Raw genomic sequence first — 15,043 nt, forward strand, 5'->3', positions numbered from 1 at the left:
CGTCGTTCCAACATGGACGACGGCTTTTTTGCGTGCCGGTCTGGAATGGGTTATATAAAGGATAGCGAACTAAATGAAATCGGTGCGGGAGGTTGCATCCGGCAATGCCCTATGGACGCTTTTCCCGCACCATCGTAGTAGCGCTATCGCAGTGTCGTTGTCATCGCAGGTTACGCGTGGAGCGTGCCCGCAATGCTTTCCGCGACGCCCGTGAGCTCGCCCTCAGCCACGAGCCGATGAATGGCGACCATGTCGGGATAGAAATAGCGATCGTCGTCGACCTTCGCGGCCACCTGCCTGATGCGGGCATAGACCGCAGCAGTGGCGGGAGACGCATCGGCCGGATCGAAGAATTCCAGCGCCTGGGCGGCCGTCATCAATTCGATCGCGAGCACGTGTTGCAGCTTCTGCGAGACCGCGTAGGCCTTGCGCGCGGCGAGATACGCGAAGCTCACCGGGTCTTCCTGATTGCCGCTCGTGGAGACGCTGTCGACCGTGGCCGGATGGGAGAGGGCGCGCATTTCGCCGAGCAGGCCGGCCGCCGTGTATTGCGTGATCATGTAGCCGCTATTCAGACCCGGACGGGCGACGAGAAATGCCGGCAGCTCGCTGAAGTGCGGGTTGACCATGCGATCGGTGCGGCGCTCGGAGATCTTGGCGAGGTTGGTCATGGCGATGCAGAGCAGGTCGCTCGCGATGCCCACGAAGGTGCCGTCGAAGTTCGCGCCCGAAATCGCGAGACCTTCTCCGTCGCCCGGATGGATCACGGGGTTGTCGCCCGATGAGCGGACCTCATTGAGAATCGAAGCGCGCGCATCGTCGATCGCGCGTTTGGACGCACCGTGGACCTGCGCCATTGCCCGGAGACTATACGCATCCTGCAGGCGATAATCGACGAAGCGCTCGGCCAGTGCGCTACCCGCGAGCAGGCGCCGCAGATTGTCCGCCGCGTGAGCCTGGTCCGGGTGCTGCTTGATCGCGTGATAGCGCTCGTCGAGCGAGCGCGTGGTGCCTTTGAGCGGCTGCAGGGACAGGGCAGCGGCAATATCCGCGACCCGGGAAGCGTCGAGCGCGTTGTGGAGCGCCAGCATCGCGATGGCCGTGACCGACGTGGTCCCGTTGACGAGAGCGAGCCCCTCCTTGCAGCGCAACGTGTGGGGCTCGAGCCCCGCACCCCGGAGCGCATCCAGACCGCTCATGCGCTCGCCGCGCCAGGTGGCCTCGCCTTCGCCGATCAGCACGAGCGCCATATGCGCCTCGGGGCCGAGATAGCCGACTGAGCCGTCTCCCGGCGCGACCGGCGTGATGTCGTGGTTCAGCAGGTCGGCAACGAGTTGCAGTAACTCTAGCGTGACGCCGGAATAGCCTTTGCCCAGACTATTGAGGACCATTAACTGATTCGCACGAACCACTTCGCGCGGCAGCGGCTCTCCAACCGAAACCGCGTGCGAACGGACGATGTTGCACTGGAGCTGCTCCGCTTCCTCGGGGCGCACGAGGCGGGTTGAGTTGTCGCCGAATCCCGTCGTCACGCCGTAGACGAGGCGATTCTCTTCAAGAAAGCGTTCGACCAGCGCGCGCGAGCGGCGCACGCGTTCGCAATACGCGGGCGAAAAGTGCACCCGCGCGCCGTACTTTGCGACAGCGATGAATTGGTCAAGCGAAATATCGTCGTCGCCTAGCAGCACTTCTGTAATCTGCTGCGCACGAACGCGAAATTCGGTACGAGGGGTATTCATGTCGTTGCGTCGATCCTGTGGGAAGCGGGTTGTGAGCGCCAAGCGCCGATACCTGCAACGACAGGCATTGCAGGGGCACTTGAACCACGTTCGAGAATAGGAGGACGCAATGAGGCCGACAAACCATTTAATTTGTCGGCCGCTTATAGTTTATCTAAAACGACGATAAAAGACCGGTGGCGAAAGATCAGCCGAACGCCGAATCGATCTCGCGATTCGTTTGCTCGGCCTCGGCGATCAGCCAGTCGATGAACGGCCGCGAACCGGGCGTGTCGAGCGCGCCCGGTTGCCATACCAGATAGTACGGGCGCGGCATGGGCAGCGATATGCGGAATGGCGCGATCAGCCGGCCGTGATTGATCTCGTCGATCGCAAACAATCCCTGCCCAAGCGAAATGCCCCGGCTGCGCGTCGCCGCGTCAATGGCCATCGACGACAGCGAATAGGTGAGCGGCGCAAGCGTATCGGGAACCGGAACGCCGGCGGCGTTCAGCCAGTCGGCCCAGGTGGGCGGCGAGAGATCGGCCCAGCCCCATTCGACGTGAACGAGCGGGTAGTTCAAAAGATCCGCAGGCTGACTGAGCGGCCGATCCGGCGTTGGGAGCGACGGCGCGCAAACCGGGGCCACGCGGTCGGTGAACAGCTGCCGGTGCGGCGTGCCGTCGGTGGGCGGTGTGCCATAGGTCATACGGATATCCGCGCGGTTTTCTCCACGCCTTGGCTCGCGGTCGATTGCCTCGACGTGGATGCGGACATCGGGCGACAGCGCGTGCCACTGGTCCAGCCGCGCGGCCAGCCAATGCGTCGCGACCGATGGAAAGGTGCTGAGAGTCAGGTGCGGGCCATGGCGCGCGGCGACGAGAGCAGCATGGGCATTGTGGAAGCACTCGAAGCCCTGCGCGACATGCTGATGGTAGAGCTGACCCAGCTCCGTGGGGCGCAAGCCCGTGCTCTCCCGAACGAAGAGCGCTACGCCGAGCGTATCTTCGAGCAGCCGGATCTGCTGGCTGACCGCCCCGGGCGTCACGTGCAGCGCCTCGGCGGCAGCGACCACATTGCCGTTGCGAACCACCGCATCGAATGCCTGCAACGCGCGTAACGGGGGCAGGCGGTTCATTTCGAATTCCGTATGGAGTGCATATCGTCGGATCGTATCGACGCTTGAAGCCGCGCCAGTAGCCACTTTTTGAAAATCTTGAGTCTCGGGTTGAGGTCCTCGCCCTTGTGGTAAAGAAGGTGATACCCGTGGTGGATGGCGCATGTGTGCGGGATGGCCTGCACCAGGCGGCCGTCGCGGAAATCCTGCTGAAACAGGAACAAGGGCACCAATCCGAAGCCGAGACCCGACATGGCGGCTTCGCGCATCATCAGCATCTGCAAAAAGCGCGGGGATTTGCCGAGGCTCGGCATCCGCAGCCCGTAGTGCTCGAAATAGTTCTGCCACGGTTCTTCGCGCGCGCCGGCCACGCTCAGCAACGGAGCCGTGAGCAGATCGGCGGGTTCATGCACGTTGGCCTGTTGCTTCATGCACGGCGAGCACACCACACCGGCCACGGTCGTGTCGAGCAGACAGATCGAATCGTAGCCGGGCCACGGAGGCGAGCCATAACGGATGCGGGCATGGACGGGCGCGTCGTAGTCCAGTTCCTTGAGTTCCTCGGCGAGGACGTCCACTTGGATATCGGGGTACCGCGCGCGGAATTCGCTGATGTTCTGGACCAGCCAGAGTGTGAAGCCGACGTTGACGGAAAGGATCAGCGTCGACTGGTCCGCGCTCTCTTTTAGCCGGCTGCCTGCCTCGGCAATCTGGTTCAGCCCCGCCGTGATCTGTTCGTGATAAGTCCTGCCGACCGGGGTCAGGGAAATCCAGCGGCCATTGCGTTCGAACAGGCGAACTTCGAGTTGCTCCTCGAGTGTCTGGATCATGCGGCTGATCGCGCCCTGGGTCACATGGAGCTCGGCGGCCGCTGCGGTAAAGCTTTGCAGGCGGGCAGCGACCTCGAAATATCTGACCGCTGTGAGGGAGGGCAGGCGCTTCATTCGGACGATCTTGCATGAGTTCAGCTCATTCTAGCGCACGAGGAATCGTTTTAGATCCGGTACTTACCCCACCTACACTGGGCTCATTCGAACTACCTGTCCGGAGACGACATGAGCGCAGTGATCGAAACCCAACCCTTCACGGCCACCGATGGCAAAGCGTATCGCCAGCGCGCGCTGAAAGCGGGCGAGGCCTTCCTGAAGGCGGTCGACGCCATCGTTGCGGTGCTGCGCGCGGGTCGCGAGCAGTCCGAGCGCGAGTGTCGCGTGCCCGCTGCCAGCGTCGAGGCGATGCTCGAAGCCGGCGTGTTCCGCAGCCTCACGCCGCTGCAATACCCTGCCGGTCCAGGTGATCGCCGCCGTGGATGCGCCCAATATGTTCCTCAGCAACGCCCATGCGATCGCCAGCATCGCGCCGAACGCGCGGCTCGTGGAAATCAAGGGCTGTGACCACTGGGCGCCGTATGAACAGCCGGAGAGATTCAATCAGGAGAGCATTGCATTTCTTCAGGACGCCTGAGTGCTCGCGTCGATAGAACCCGCGCTGGTGCGATAACGGATCACCGTTCGCGCCGCTCGCGCAGAAAATTCAGCGGCGCATTGGCAGGACTTCCGTGCTGCGCCTCGTCGTCGAGGCTGCCTTGCCGTATCAGGTCGACTAGCAGATCTGCCAGCAGACTCGCGCTCGGCGTGAGCGTGCGATCCTTCATCTTGACGAGCGCCCATTCGCCAAAGCGATTGCTGTTCATCCTCAGGTTGAGCTTGACGAGCCCGGTCCCGCCAAGGCGTTCGTTCATCATGAGATTGCTGGTCGCGAGGATGATGTTGCTGCCCGGCATGATGCGGTTGAGCAGATAGATGTCGTCGGATTCGATTGTCGCGGCGAAAGTCTGGTCGCGCTCCAGTCCCATGCTCTGCTTGAGTTCGAAAAACATCCGCGGCGGCAGCTTGACGGTGGCGAATGTGTACGGCAGCAGCTCGCGCGCATCGATCTCGCGCATCGGATCCTGCGCGACGAGCGGATGTGCGGGGCAGCAGCACATCGCGATCGTCACGCCGCCGAGCGGCACGATATCGAACGACGCATCGTTTTCCAGGTTGCGGATATCGGCGGTGAAAAAATCGATCTCGCCTGACCGGAGCGCCGTCATCAGATTCGCCCAATGATCGATGCGCAGATTCATCGACACCGATGGATAGCGCCGATGAAACTGCCGGATGCCTTCATCCAGAAAGCAGGCGGCCGGAAACGGTCCCGATCCCACCGCGACGCTGCCCAGCTCGCCCGTCTTCAGATATTCGATGTTCTTGCGAAAGCTGGTGGCCTCGGACATCAGATGCCGCGCGAGCAGCAAGACATGCTGACCGGTCGGTGCGATCTGCACCTTGGCCGTCGAGCGCTCGAATATCTGGATGCCCAGTTCCTGTTCCAGTGCCGCAATGCTCTTGCTCAGCGCCGATTGCGAGAGGTGAACGAGCTTGGCCGCCTTGTTGAAATTCAGCGTGTCGGCAAGCGCCAGGACGTGCGAAATCTGCTTCAGGTTCATGGTCAGGCAGCGCCTCCCCTTGATGAATTTTTCGACTTAGCGGGCCGTTTTTTTCTCATTTTACATATCACCATCGGCCGAAGCATAGTTGTCTGACCGATCTGTGAAGCCTGCCAGCCCCGCAGATCGCCCTCACGAGCGACGATGGAGATCGACGATGACGGAGCGTCCGGCCTATGCCACAGCCAGCGGATGGAACGCGATCGCACGCAACCGGATAGCGGTGCAGGCGGCGTCGCGGGTGCCGCGGCACGCGGACTATGTGGTGGTCGGTGCGGGCTTCGCCGGGCTCGCGGTCGCGCACGCACTGGCCCGGCGCCACGCCGATCGCCGCGTCGTGCTGCTCGATGCGGGGCAGCCCGGCGCCAACAGCTCAGGGCGCAACTCGGGGTTCATGATCGATCTGCCGTACGCGCGGATCTCGGCCGGCGACGCCGCGCGCCACGCGTGGCAGACGCGGCTGCTCGGCTTCGGCCGCGAGGCCCTCGCGCGCATCGTGACGACGCAGGCAATCGATTGCGACTGGCGCGAGACCGGTCATTACAAGGTGGCCACTACCGCCGGCGGGCGCGACAAGCTCGATGCGCTCGCCATGACGCTCGACGCGCGTCGCGTCGAATACCGCGCGCTCGACGCCGATGCGATCCGTCGCGAGCTGGGCACTTTGCACTATCGCGCCGCGCTCTGGCTGCGCAACTGCACGCTGGTGCAGCCCGCCGAACTGGTGCACGGCCTGATCGCGAGTCTGCCGGCGAACGTCGAGATCCGCTTCGGCACGCCCGTCAAAAAGCTCGCTCGCGCCGCTACCTGGACGCTCGATACGCCACACGGCGAGATCAGTAGTCCGTGCGTGGCGCTATGCGTGAACACGGCGCTGCCTCGCTTCGGCTACGCGAGGTATCGGCAGCTCGCCGTGTACACGTATGCCGGTCTCACGCGGCGGCTCACCGATGCCGAGTTCGCCTCGCTCGGCGAGCCCGACGACTGGGGCGCCACGCCGGTCGAGCGGCTCGAAGCGACGAGCCGCAAGGTGAACGGCAATCGTCTGCTGTTCCGGCAAGGCTTTTCGTACGAAACGGAACTCGATCCCGCGAACGTGCGGCCAATGCTCACCGCCGGCCTGCGTGCCCGCTATCCGTTTCTCGGCGACAACGCGTTCGAGTACGTGTGGGGCGGCGCGGTCAGCATGACGCGCAACGACGCGCCGGTGCTCGACCGGCCCGCCGCCGGTCTGTACACGCTGTCCGGCTGCAACGCGTCCGGCATTCTCAAGATGACTGCGCTCGGCGAACTGCTCGCCGACATCGTCAGCGGCGCAGATTCCCCGCTGCTCGCCGAAACCCTGCGCTTCGCCGATCCCGGCTTCATTCCGCCGGAACCGATCCGGCGCATCGCCGTGCATCTCAACCTGAAGCGCTTCGCGCGCGAACTCACTTCCGGAGCTCCGTCTTGAACACCTCATCAGCACCGCTCGAGCTGGTTCGATCGAAGATCGTCAATCCGCCTTCCACGCCGATCAGCAACGCGCTCATCGGCGGCAACACGGTCTACACGGTTCAGGTGCCGCGCGATCCGGCGAGCTTCGCGGCGAGCGGCGAGGGTGACATAGAAGTCCAGGCCGCGCGCGTCTTCGATCAGCTGGCGCACGTGCTCGAATGCGCTGGCTCGAGTCTTGCGCACGTGGCGCAGATCACCCTCTATCTCGTCGACAAGGCCGACGCCGCCGGCATGAACCGCGTCTACGCACGCTACTTCACGACGACGCCGTATCCGAACCGGGCGACCGTCGTCGTCAAGGAGCTGCTCGGCGAAAACTGCCGCATCGAGATCGTCGCGCAAGCGCTGCGGGCCTGACGCGAGAACGCCATGGAACAGGTCAGCATCATCGGCGCCGGCATCGTTGGCATGTGCACGGCGCTCACGCTGCAACGGCGCGGCGTCACGGTGCGCGTGATCGACGAGCGCGAACCGGGCACGGGCACGTCGTTCGGCAACGCCGGGCTTGTCAGCATCGACAGTTGCATTCCGATCTCGATGCCCGGCATGCTGCGCAACGTGCCGAAATGGCTCGCCGACGAAAAAGGTCCGCTCAGCGTGCGCCGCCAATATGCGCTGGCCGCCGCGCCGTGGCTTTTGCGGTGGATCCGCTCGGGCGCGAGCGAAGCGCGCGTCTCGCCGCTCGCCGCGGCGTTGCGCGCACTGCATAAGGATTCGATCGAAAGCTATCGCGCGCTGCTCGGCGCCGAGCAATTCGCGCAGTCGATCAATGTCTCCGGCCAGTTGCACGTATGGGAAACGCTCGCCAAATCGCCGGGCGACCGGCTCGCCGATCGCCTGCGCGAAGAGAACGGCGTGACGGTGCGCGAGCTGACCGGCGACGCGATCTTCGAGCTCGTACCCGGCATGAACCGCGCCGTGAAGCGCGCGCAGCACTACGAACACAACGGCTTCGTCGCGAATCCGTATCAGCTCGTCAAACGGCTGTTCGGCCTGTTCATCGACAACGGCGGCGAGTTCGTGCGCCAGAAGGTCAACGGCGTGAATCCGCTGCCGTCGCGGGCCGGCTATCGCATCATCACTGCGTGCAGCGATCTGAGCGCGCGCGAGCTGGTGGTATGCTCGGGCGCGTGGTCCAAGCGCCTGCTGCAAGGTATCGACGTGCATGTGCCGCTCGAAACGGAGCGAGGCTATCACGTCGCCTTCGATCCATCGGCGCTCGATCTGCGGCTGCCGATTCTGCACAAGGGCCGTGGCTTCGGTATCACGCCGATGATCGACAACCTGCGCGTGGCCGGTTTCGTGGAGATCGCCGGTCTCGACGCCGAGCCCGATATGAGCCGCGAGGCGGCATTGATCGCGCAAGCCAAGCGTCTTTTCCCGCAACTCGACGTCGCGCGCAAGCAGCGCTTCTGGCTCGGCTTCCGGCCTTCGCTGCCCGACAGTCTGCCGGTGCTCGGCGAGGTGCCCGGCATGCCGGGGCTCTATCTCGGCTTCGGGCACGGCCATACCGGCATCACCGGCGCGCCGCAATCGGCGGAAATCCTCGCCAACTTCGTGACGCACGCGCCGCAACCCTTCGATGTTTCCCCTTACCGTATCGACCGATTCAGGAGAGCCTGATGAACAACGATGACCGGAACCCACCGCCGAGCACGCAGCGCCGTGCGCTGCTCAAAGCGGCCTGTGTCGCGGCGCTCGCGCCCGCCGTCTGGACTCGCCGGGCGCAGGCCGCGGAAACCGTTGTGATCCGCTCGCCCGGCGGCGCGTACGACGGCATCCGCCGCAAGCTGATCTACGAGCCGTTCGAGGCGCAGACCGGCATCCGCGTGATCCCGGTCGCGACCACCACGGGCAAGCTCGAAGCGATGATCAAGTCGGGCAACATCGAGATCGACATCATCGACAACGACGACAGCGTGCTGCTGCAATGGGAAGATGCGCTCGCGCCGCTGAACTACAACGCCTTCAAGTTCACCGATCCGGCCGACATTCTGCCCGAGTACAAGCACGACAAATACGTCGGCAATTTCGTCTACGCGGACGTGATGGGCTACAACCTCGACAAGTGGAAGAGCAACACGGTGCCGGCGAGCTGGGCGCAGTTCTGGGACTACAAGAAATACCCGTCGACGCGCGCGCTGGCCGACATGGATTCGGGCGCACCCAATCTCGAGTTCGCGCTGCTCGCCGACGGCGTGCCGATGGACAAGCTGTACCCGCTCGACCTGCCGCGCGCGTTCAAGTCGCTGTCGCGCATCAAGCCGGCAATCGCCAAGTTCTGGTCGTCGGGTGCGCTCTCGGTGCAGATGCTGTCGACGCGCGAAGCGGACCTGAGCTCGATCTGGAGCACGCGGATCCTGCAAGGCATCCAGAGCCAGGCGCCGCTCGCGATCAACTGGAATCAGCACGGCGTGCACGTGCAGGCCTACGCCGTGCTCAAGCAGGCGAAGAACGCCGCGAACGCGCAGAAGCTGGTCGACTTCTGCCTGAGCAAGGAGGTGCAGAGCAAGTTCGCGTCGTACTGGAACAGCGGACCCGTGACCAAAACGGCCTATAACGCGCTCACGCCGGAACTGCGCGACAAGATTCCCGGCGGCGAGCGCACGCGCGAGCACGGCTTTCTACTCGATGCGAAATGGTGGGCCACCAATCGCGCAAACGTGAGCAAGGAGTGGGAAAAATGGACGCTCAACGCGTGAAGTCGGCGGGGCGCATTCGCTTCGAGCACGTCGTCAAGCGTTACGGCGACCAGACCGTTGTCGACGATCTGTCTTTCGTGGTCGAGCCCGGAGAGTTCTTCTCGCTGCTCGGCCCGAGCGGCTCGGGCAAGACCACCACGCTGATGATGCTGGCCGGCTTCGCGCTGCCCGACGGCGGGTGCATCTCGCTCGACAGCACCGACATCAGTTTCATGACGCCGCAACAGCGCAATCTCGGCATGGTGTTCCAGAACTATGCGCTGTTCCCGCACATGAGCGTGCTCGACAACGTGATGTTCCCGCTCAAGGTGCGCAACTTCGACCGCCGCGGCGCGCGTGAACGCGCGCAATGGGCGATCGATCTGGTGCGCCTGACGCCGTTTGCCAGGCGCTTGCCGAAGGAACTGTCGGGCGGCCAGCAGCAGCGCGTCGCGCTCGCGCGCGCGGTGGTATTCCATCCGAAGGTCGTGCTGATGGACGAGCCGCTCGGCGCACTCGACAAGAATCTGCGCTACCAGATGCAAATGGAGATCAAGGCGCTGCAGCGCAAGCTCGAGATGACAGTCGTGTTCGTGACGCACGATCAGGAGGAGGCGATGAACATGTCGGACCGCATCGCGATCATGAACAACGGTCGCATCGAACAGATCGGCGCGCCGCGCGACGTCTACGAGACGCCGCGCAACGTGTTCGCCGCGGGCTTTCTTGGCGAGGCGAACATCCTGCCGTACGCGGGACTGCCGCCCGATCATCGCGAACGGATCGGCATGCGTGACGGCGACAATCTCTTCATCCGGCCGGAGCGCGTGGTGCTGTCGCCCGCGCACGAAGTGCCGACGCCGTCGCACGCGGAGCACGGCCTGAGCGGCCAGGTCGAGACGATCTCATTTCTCGGCCATACGATCCGCTATCAGGTGGCGATCGGCGACGGACTCAAGATCTATGCGGACACGTCGAATCTGGCCGACGCCTGCGCGTTCGAAGTGGGCGATCCGGTGTCGATAGGCTGGAAGCGCCACGCCGACGCGAGGATCATCCAACATGGCTGACGTGCTCTCCGACAATGCCACGCTGGCGATCGCGCGGCCCGCGCGATCGGGACCGGACCGGCTGATCTGGCCGGCGCTCGCGTTCCTGACCATCTTCTTCGTAGTACCCATCGTCTGGTTCATCGCGCGATCCGCGTACACCTATCCGGGCAACTTCGCGCTGATGCTCGTGAAAGCGTTCACCTCGTCGCTGTTCGTCTCGGTGGCGCTGCGCACCGTGTGGATCTCGGCGGTCGTCACGCTGCTCGCGCTCGTGCTCGCCTATCCGGTGGCCTGCACGCTCGTGCAGACCCGCGCGCTGCGCTTCACGCTGATCATCATCTGCGTGGTGATTCCCTACTTCACGTCGATTATCGTGCGTACCTATTCGTGGATGATCATCCTCGGCAACAAGGGCGTGGTGAATAATCTGCTGATATCGTGCCATCTGATCGATCATCCGCTCAAGCTGATGTACAACACGACCGGCGTGGTGATCGGCATGACCTATGTGCTGCTGCCTTATTTCGTGCTGACGTTGTTCTCGACGATGAAGGGCATCGACATGCGGCTGTTGCAGGCGGCGCACGGCATGGGCGCGTCGAAGACTTACGCATTCGGCAAGATCTTTCTGCCGCTCAGCATGCCGGGCATCGTCTCCGGCGGGCTGATCGTATTCATTCTGGCGATGGGCTTTTTCATCACGCCCGCGCTAATGGGCGGACCGGAAGACGTCACGATGGCGATGCTTATCCAGCGCAACATCGAGGTGACGATGGACTGGGCGCAGGCGTGCGCGCTGTCGCTCTTCCTGCTGGTCATCACGCTCGTGATCTACGCCGTCTATTGCCGCTACACGGACCTCGACAGGATGCTCGGAAAATGAACGCGATGGCGATGAAACTCACCGGGCGCTTCGGTTTCGCGCAGACGCTGACGTGGATCGTGTGCGCAATGCTGATGCTGCCGATCGTGATCGTCGTGGTGGTGTCGTTCGGCAAGAGCAGCTTCATGCTATTTCCGCCGACGAGTCTGTCGATCCGGTGGTACACCCAGTTCTTCGAAAGCCCCGAATGGATGAGCGCGCTCTTCACGAGCTTCGTGATCGCGATCATGACGAGCGCGATCGCCACGCTGCTCGGGTTTCTCGCCGCGTGGTCGCTGGTGCGCGGTCAGTTCGGGCGCAAGAAGCTGATCATTTCATTCTGCCTGTTGCCGCTGATCGTGCCGAGCATCATCACCTCGGTGGCGCTGTATTTCGCCTCTGCGCCGCTCGATCTGGTCGGCTCGAAAATCTGGATCGCGGTGTGCCACGCGTCGCTCGCGCTGCCCATCGTGCTGCTGATCCTGATCGGTTCGATGCAGGGCATCGATCCATCGATCGAGCGCGCCGCTGCCGGTCTGGGCGCATCCGGCACGCGTATCCTGTTGACCGTGACGATGCCGATGGTCGCGCCGGGGATCGTATCGGCGGCGTTCTTCAGCTTCCTGACCTCGTTCGACGAGCTGATCGTGTCGTTGTTCCTCTCGGGCCTCACGACCGAAACGCTGCCGGTGCGCATCTGGAACAGCCTGACGATGAATATGGAACCGGTGATCGCCGCGATCAGTTCGTTTCTGATTTTGCTGACCACGGGTCTCCTGTTGCTGGAACTGGCGGTGCGGCGGTTCAGGAAATGAACCAGTAAAAAACGCCCCAGGTCTGGATTGACATCCAACCCTTGGGGCGCAGTCCGCGCCCGCACTTCTTCAAGCCTTGCGCTCGCGCTCCTTGCTGGCGATGGTGGCCAGCAGCCACTCCAGCAGCGGTTTCAGCTTCTCCCGATACTCGTTGCGCGGCGGGTGCACCAGGTAATACCCCGCCCCGGTCTCCACCACGTGCGGGAAGGGCGCCACGAGCGACCCGTTCGACAGATTCTCTTCGACCAGATTGAGGTCGCCAAGCGCCACGCCCATGCCGCGCACCGCGGCGCTGAAGGCGAGGTCGAGCGTATCGAATACCTGCTCCCGATACGCATGGCTGGCGAGATCGCCGTGCTGCTGCAGCCATAGCATCCATCCTCGCCGGCCGAAGCTCGAATGCAACAGGGTGTGCTGCTTGAGGTCCTCGGGCCGCGCGAGCGGCGACGTGCCGCCCGCGACCTGCGGGGCGCAAACCGGCGTCAACCGCTCCCGCATCAGACAGGTCGCTTCCAGCCCCTCCCAGTTGCCGGTGCCGAACAGAATGGCGGCATCGAGCGTGCCCTCGCCGAAATTCGTCGGCAGAAACCACGCCGTGTCGATGTTCAACTGCGTGCCGGGCACCTTCTCGTAGAAGTCGTTCAGGCGCGGCAGCAGCCAGCGCGCGGCGAGTGTCGGCGTGACGCGCAGCGTGACCGTCTGGCCGCCCATGCTCGTGATGTGCATGGAGCGCCGGGCCGTGGCGAGCAGTTCCTCGACGATCGGCACGAGCCGGTGGCATTCCGTGGTCGGCACGACCATGCGCGTATGCCGCACGAACAGCGGGCAGCCGAAATAGTCTTCGATCTGCTGGATGTGCCGGCTCACTGCGCTCTGGCTCAGATAGAGCTGCTGCGCGGCGGCGGTGAAGCTCCCGCAGCGGGCCACGACCAGCAGCGTCTGGAGCACGTTGAATGGGGGATAGCGCTCGATCTTCATTTATGCACATCTCGCATGGCAACCATGAGATTTTACCGTTTGCCACCAGGATATTGGCGGTCTTAAATCGCCTTCACAGAGCAGGTTCAATTGAGTCACGGAGACCCGTATGGTCCAACGAAGCGTCGCACTGACAAAGGCTGAAGCCGGGCAGTTCCCCGATAGCCATGCAGATCTTGCAAGTGGTGCAAATGGCCCCGAGGACTGGGGCGACCTTTCGCAACTGGAGCACGTAAAGCGCCGGTACTGGGGGCGCTATGCGGCATCGGCGGTGATCGTCGCGCTGGTCGCCTACGTGGTGCTGGCATTTGCCCATGGGCAGATCGAATGGCGCTACGTGGGGCGCTTTCTTACCGCGCGCTCGATCCTCGCCGGCCTCGGCAACACGATCGTGATGACGGTGCTGGCGATGGCGCTGGGTATCGTGCTGGGCGTCGTCACCGCCATCATGCGTCTTTCGACGAACCCGGTGCTGCAAGCGCTCGCGCAGGGCTACGTATGGCTCTTTCGCGGCACGCCGGTGATCCTGCAGCTGCTGCTGTGGTTCAACCTCGCGCTGGTGTTTCCCACGCTCGGCATTCCGGGGCTGTTCAGCTTGCGCACCGTGGATGTGATGACGCCATTTCTGGCCGCACTGCTTGGCCTCGGGATCAACCAGGGGGCGTACACGTCGGAGGTGGTGCGCGCCGGGCTGCTCTCGGTGGACACGGGCCAGTACGAGGCGGCCAAGTCGATCGGCATGCCGCGCCTGCAGGCGCTGCGCCGGATCATCCTGCCGCAGGCGATGCGCGTGATCGTGCCGCCTATCGGCAATGAACTGGTGGGCATGGTCAAGCTGACCTCGCTCGCGAGCGTGATCCAGTACGCCGAGATGCTGCACAACGCAGAGAACATCTATTACGCCAATGCGCGGGTCATCGAGCTCTTGATGGTGGCGGGCATCTGGTATCTGGTGGTGGTCACGGTGCTGTCGTTCGCGCAGTCGCGGGTGGAGCGGCACTACGCACGCGGCACGGGGCGCACGGCGGGGCGCCAGGTGCGCCGGGAAAGGAGGAAACCCGAATGAATCCGATCGTACGCGCGGTGAACGTGCGCAAGTCGTATGGCGATTTCAGGGCGCTGCAGGGCATCACGCTCGACGTGGCGCAGGGGGAAGTGCTCTGCGTGATCGGGCCTTCGGGCTCGGGCAAGAGCACGTTCCTCAGGTGCATCAACCAGCTCGAGCAGATCAGCGACGGGGCGCTCTGGGTGAACGGAGAGCTCGCGGGCTACCGCAGGGCGGGCAACCGCCTGCACGAGCTCACGGAGCGCGAGGTGGCGCGCCAGCGGCTGGCCACGAGCATGGTGTTTCAGCGCTTCAACCTGTTTCCGCACAAGACGGCGCTCGAGAACGTGATCGAGGGGCCGGTGCAGGTCCTCAAGCGCCGGCGCGCGGAGGCACGGGAAGAGGCCCGCACGCTGCTGGACCGGGTGGGGCTCGCGCACAAGTGCGATGCGTTCCCCTCGGAGCTTTCCGGCGGGCAGCAGCAGCGCGTGGCGATTGCGCGCGCGCTGGCCATGCATCCGCAGCTCATGCTGTTCGACGAGCCCACCTCGGCGCTGGACCCGGAGCTCGTGGGCGAAGTGCTGGCCGTGATGCGCGACCTCGCGAAGAGCGGCATGACGATGATCGTGGTGACGCACGAGCTGGGCTTCGCGCGCGAAGTGGCGAGCCGCGTGGTGTTCATGGATCAGGGCCAGGTGATCGAGGCCGGCCCGCCCGAGCAGGTATTGGGCGAGCCGCGTCACGCACGAACCCGCGATTTCATTTCAGCGGTGCTGGCCTGACGCTG

15 protein-coding genes are annotated in these 15,043 nt (G+C 63.9%); 10 read left to right on the forward strand and 5 right to left on the reverse strand.

The window, feature by feature from the left end; genetic code table 11:
* Positions 1-170 precede the first annotated feature (170 nt).
* From hutH to U5775_RS09605, 3 genes are all read right to left on the reverse strand, one after another.
* Positions 171-1,739 (reverse strand): histidine ammonia-lyase, encoded by a 1,569-nt coding sequence (gene hutH, locus U5775_RS09595; protein WP_322057891.1) that lies wholly within the window; start codon positions 1,737-1,739, stop codon positions 171-173.
* A gap of 187 nt (positions 1,740-1,926) precedes the next feature.
* Positions 1,927-2,856 (reverse strand): LysR substrate-binding domain-containing protein, encoded by a 930-nt coding sequence (locus tag U5775_RS09600; protein ID WP_322057892.1) that lies wholly within the window; start codon positions 2,854-2,856, stop codon positions 1,927-1,929.
* On the reverse strand, positions 2,853-3,779 hold the full coding sequence (locus U5775_RS09605; protein WP_322057893.1) for a LysR substrate-binding domain-containing protein: 927 nt from the start codon (positions 3,777-3,779) through the stop codon (positions 2,853-2,855). Before U5775_RS09605 ends, U5775_RS09600 begins: the two co-directional genes overlap by 4 nt.
* Before the next feature lie 111 nt (positions 3,780-3,890).
* Here U5775_RS09605 and U5775_RS09610 point away from each other — a divergent pair, with 111 nt between their 5' ends.
* Positions 3,891-4,229, forward strand: coding sequence for a hypothetical protein (locus U5775_RS09610; RefSeq protein ID WP_322057894.1), 339 nt, complete (start codon positions 3,891-3,893; stop codon positions 4,227-4,229).
* A 110-nt stretch (positions 4,230-4,339) separates the two neighbouring features.
* Here U5775_RS09610 and U5775_RS09615 read toward each other — a convergent pair whose 3' ends face one another.
* Positions 4,340-5,326, reverse strand: a complete 987-nt coding sequence (locus tag U5775_RS09615) for a LysR family transcriptional regulator (protein ID WP_322057895.1) — start codon at positions 5,324-5,326, stop codon at positions 4,340-4,342.
* A 157-nt stretch (positions 5,327-5,483) separates the two neighbouring features.
* Between U5775_RS09615 and U5775_RS09620 the strand changes: the two genes are divergently transcribed.
* Genes U5775_RS09620 through U5775_RS09650 form a run of 7 tightly spaced genes read left to right on the forward strand, consistent with a single transcriptional unit; the run spans position 5,484 to position 12,233 of the window.
* Entirely contained in the window at positions 5,484-6,779 is a 1,296-nt protein-coding gene (locus U5775_RS09620; protein ID WP_322057896.1) for an FAD-binding oxidoreductase, read from the forward strand.
* On the forward strand, positions 6,776-7,180 hold the full coding sequence (locus U5775_RS09625) for a RidA family protein (RefSeq protein ID WP_322057897.1): 405 nt from the start codon (positions 6,776-6,778) through the stop codon (positions 7,178-7,180). The genes U5775_RS09620 and U5775_RS09625 overlap by 4 nt, the downstream gene beginning before the upstream one ends.
* A 12-nt stretch (positions 7,181-7,192) precedes the next feature.
* Positions 7,193-8,446 carry an FAD-binding oxidoreductase gene (locus tag U5775_RS09630; protein ID WP_322057898.1) on the forward strand — a complete coding sequence of 418 codons (1,254 nt, stop codon included), beginning with the start codon at positions 7,193-7,195 and terminating at the stop codon, positions 8,444-8,446.
* Entirely contained in the window at positions 8,446-9,525 is a 1,080-nt protein-coding gene (locus U5775_RS09635; RefSeq protein ID WP_322057899.1) for an ABC transporter substrate-binding protein, read from the forward strand. Before U5775_RS09630 ends, U5775_RS09635 begins: the two co-directional genes overlap by 1 nt.
* Positions 9,507-10,574, forward strand: coding sequence for an ABC transporter ATP-binding protein (locus U5775_RS09640; RefSeq protein ID WP_322057900.1), 1,068 nt, complete (start codon positions 9,507-9,509; stop codon positions 10,572-10,574). Before U5775_RS09635 ends, U5775_RS09640 begins: the two co-directional genes overlap by 19 nt.
* Positions 10,567-11,439 carry an ABC transporter permease gene (locus tag U5775_RS09645; protein ID WP_322057901.1) on the forward strand — a complete coding sequence of 291 codons (873 nt, stop codon included), beginning with the start codon at positions 10,567-10,569 and terminating at the stop codon, positions 11,437-11,439. Before U5775_RS09640 ends, U5775_RS09645 begins: the two co-directional genes overlap by 8 nt.
* Positions 11,436-12,233, forward strand: a complete 798-nt coding sequence (locus U5775_RS09650) for an ABC transporter permease (RefSeq protein ID WP_322057902.1) — start codon at positions 11,436-11,438, stop codon at positions 12,231-12,233. The genes U5775_RS09645 and U5775_RS09650 overlap by 4 nt, the downstream gene beginning before the upstream one ends.
* 69 nt (positions 12,234-12,302) lie before the next feature.
* On the opposite strand, the gene U5775_RS09655 is transcribed toward U5775_RS09650, so the two are convergent.
* A complete protein-coding gene (locus U5775_RS09655; RefSeq protein WP_322057903.1) occupies positions 12,303-13,211 on the reverse strand; it encodes a LysR substrate-binding domain-containing protein in 909 nt (302 codons plus the stop codon).
* Between the two features lie 109 nt (positions 13,212-13,320).
* On the opposite strand from U5775_RS09655, the gene U5775_RS09660 reads away from it, so the two are divergent.
* Together U5775_RS09660 and U5775_RS09665 are read left to right on the forward strand one after the other, a co-directional pair.
* On the forward strand, positions 13,321-14,277 hold the full coding sequence (locus U5775_RS09660) for an amino acid ABC transporter permease (protein ID WP_322057904.1): 957 nt from the start codon (positions 13,321-13,323) through the stop codon (positions 14,275-14,277).
* Positions 14,274-15,038: an amino acid ABC transporter ATP-binding protein gene (locus U5775_RS09665; RefSeq protein WP_322057905.1), complete on the forward strand. Its 765-nt coding sequence runs from the start codon at positions 14,274-14,276 to the stop codon at positions 15,036-15,038. The genes U5775_RS09660 and U5775_RS09665 overlap by 4 nt, the downstream gene beginning before the upstream one ends.
* Positions 15,039-15,043 lie beyond the last annotated feature (5 nt).

It is taken from the genome of Paraburkholderia sp. J63, from assembly GCF_905220245.1.
GTDB lineage: Bacteria > Pseudomonadota > Gammaproteobacteria > Burkholderiales > Burkholderiaceae > Paraburkholderia.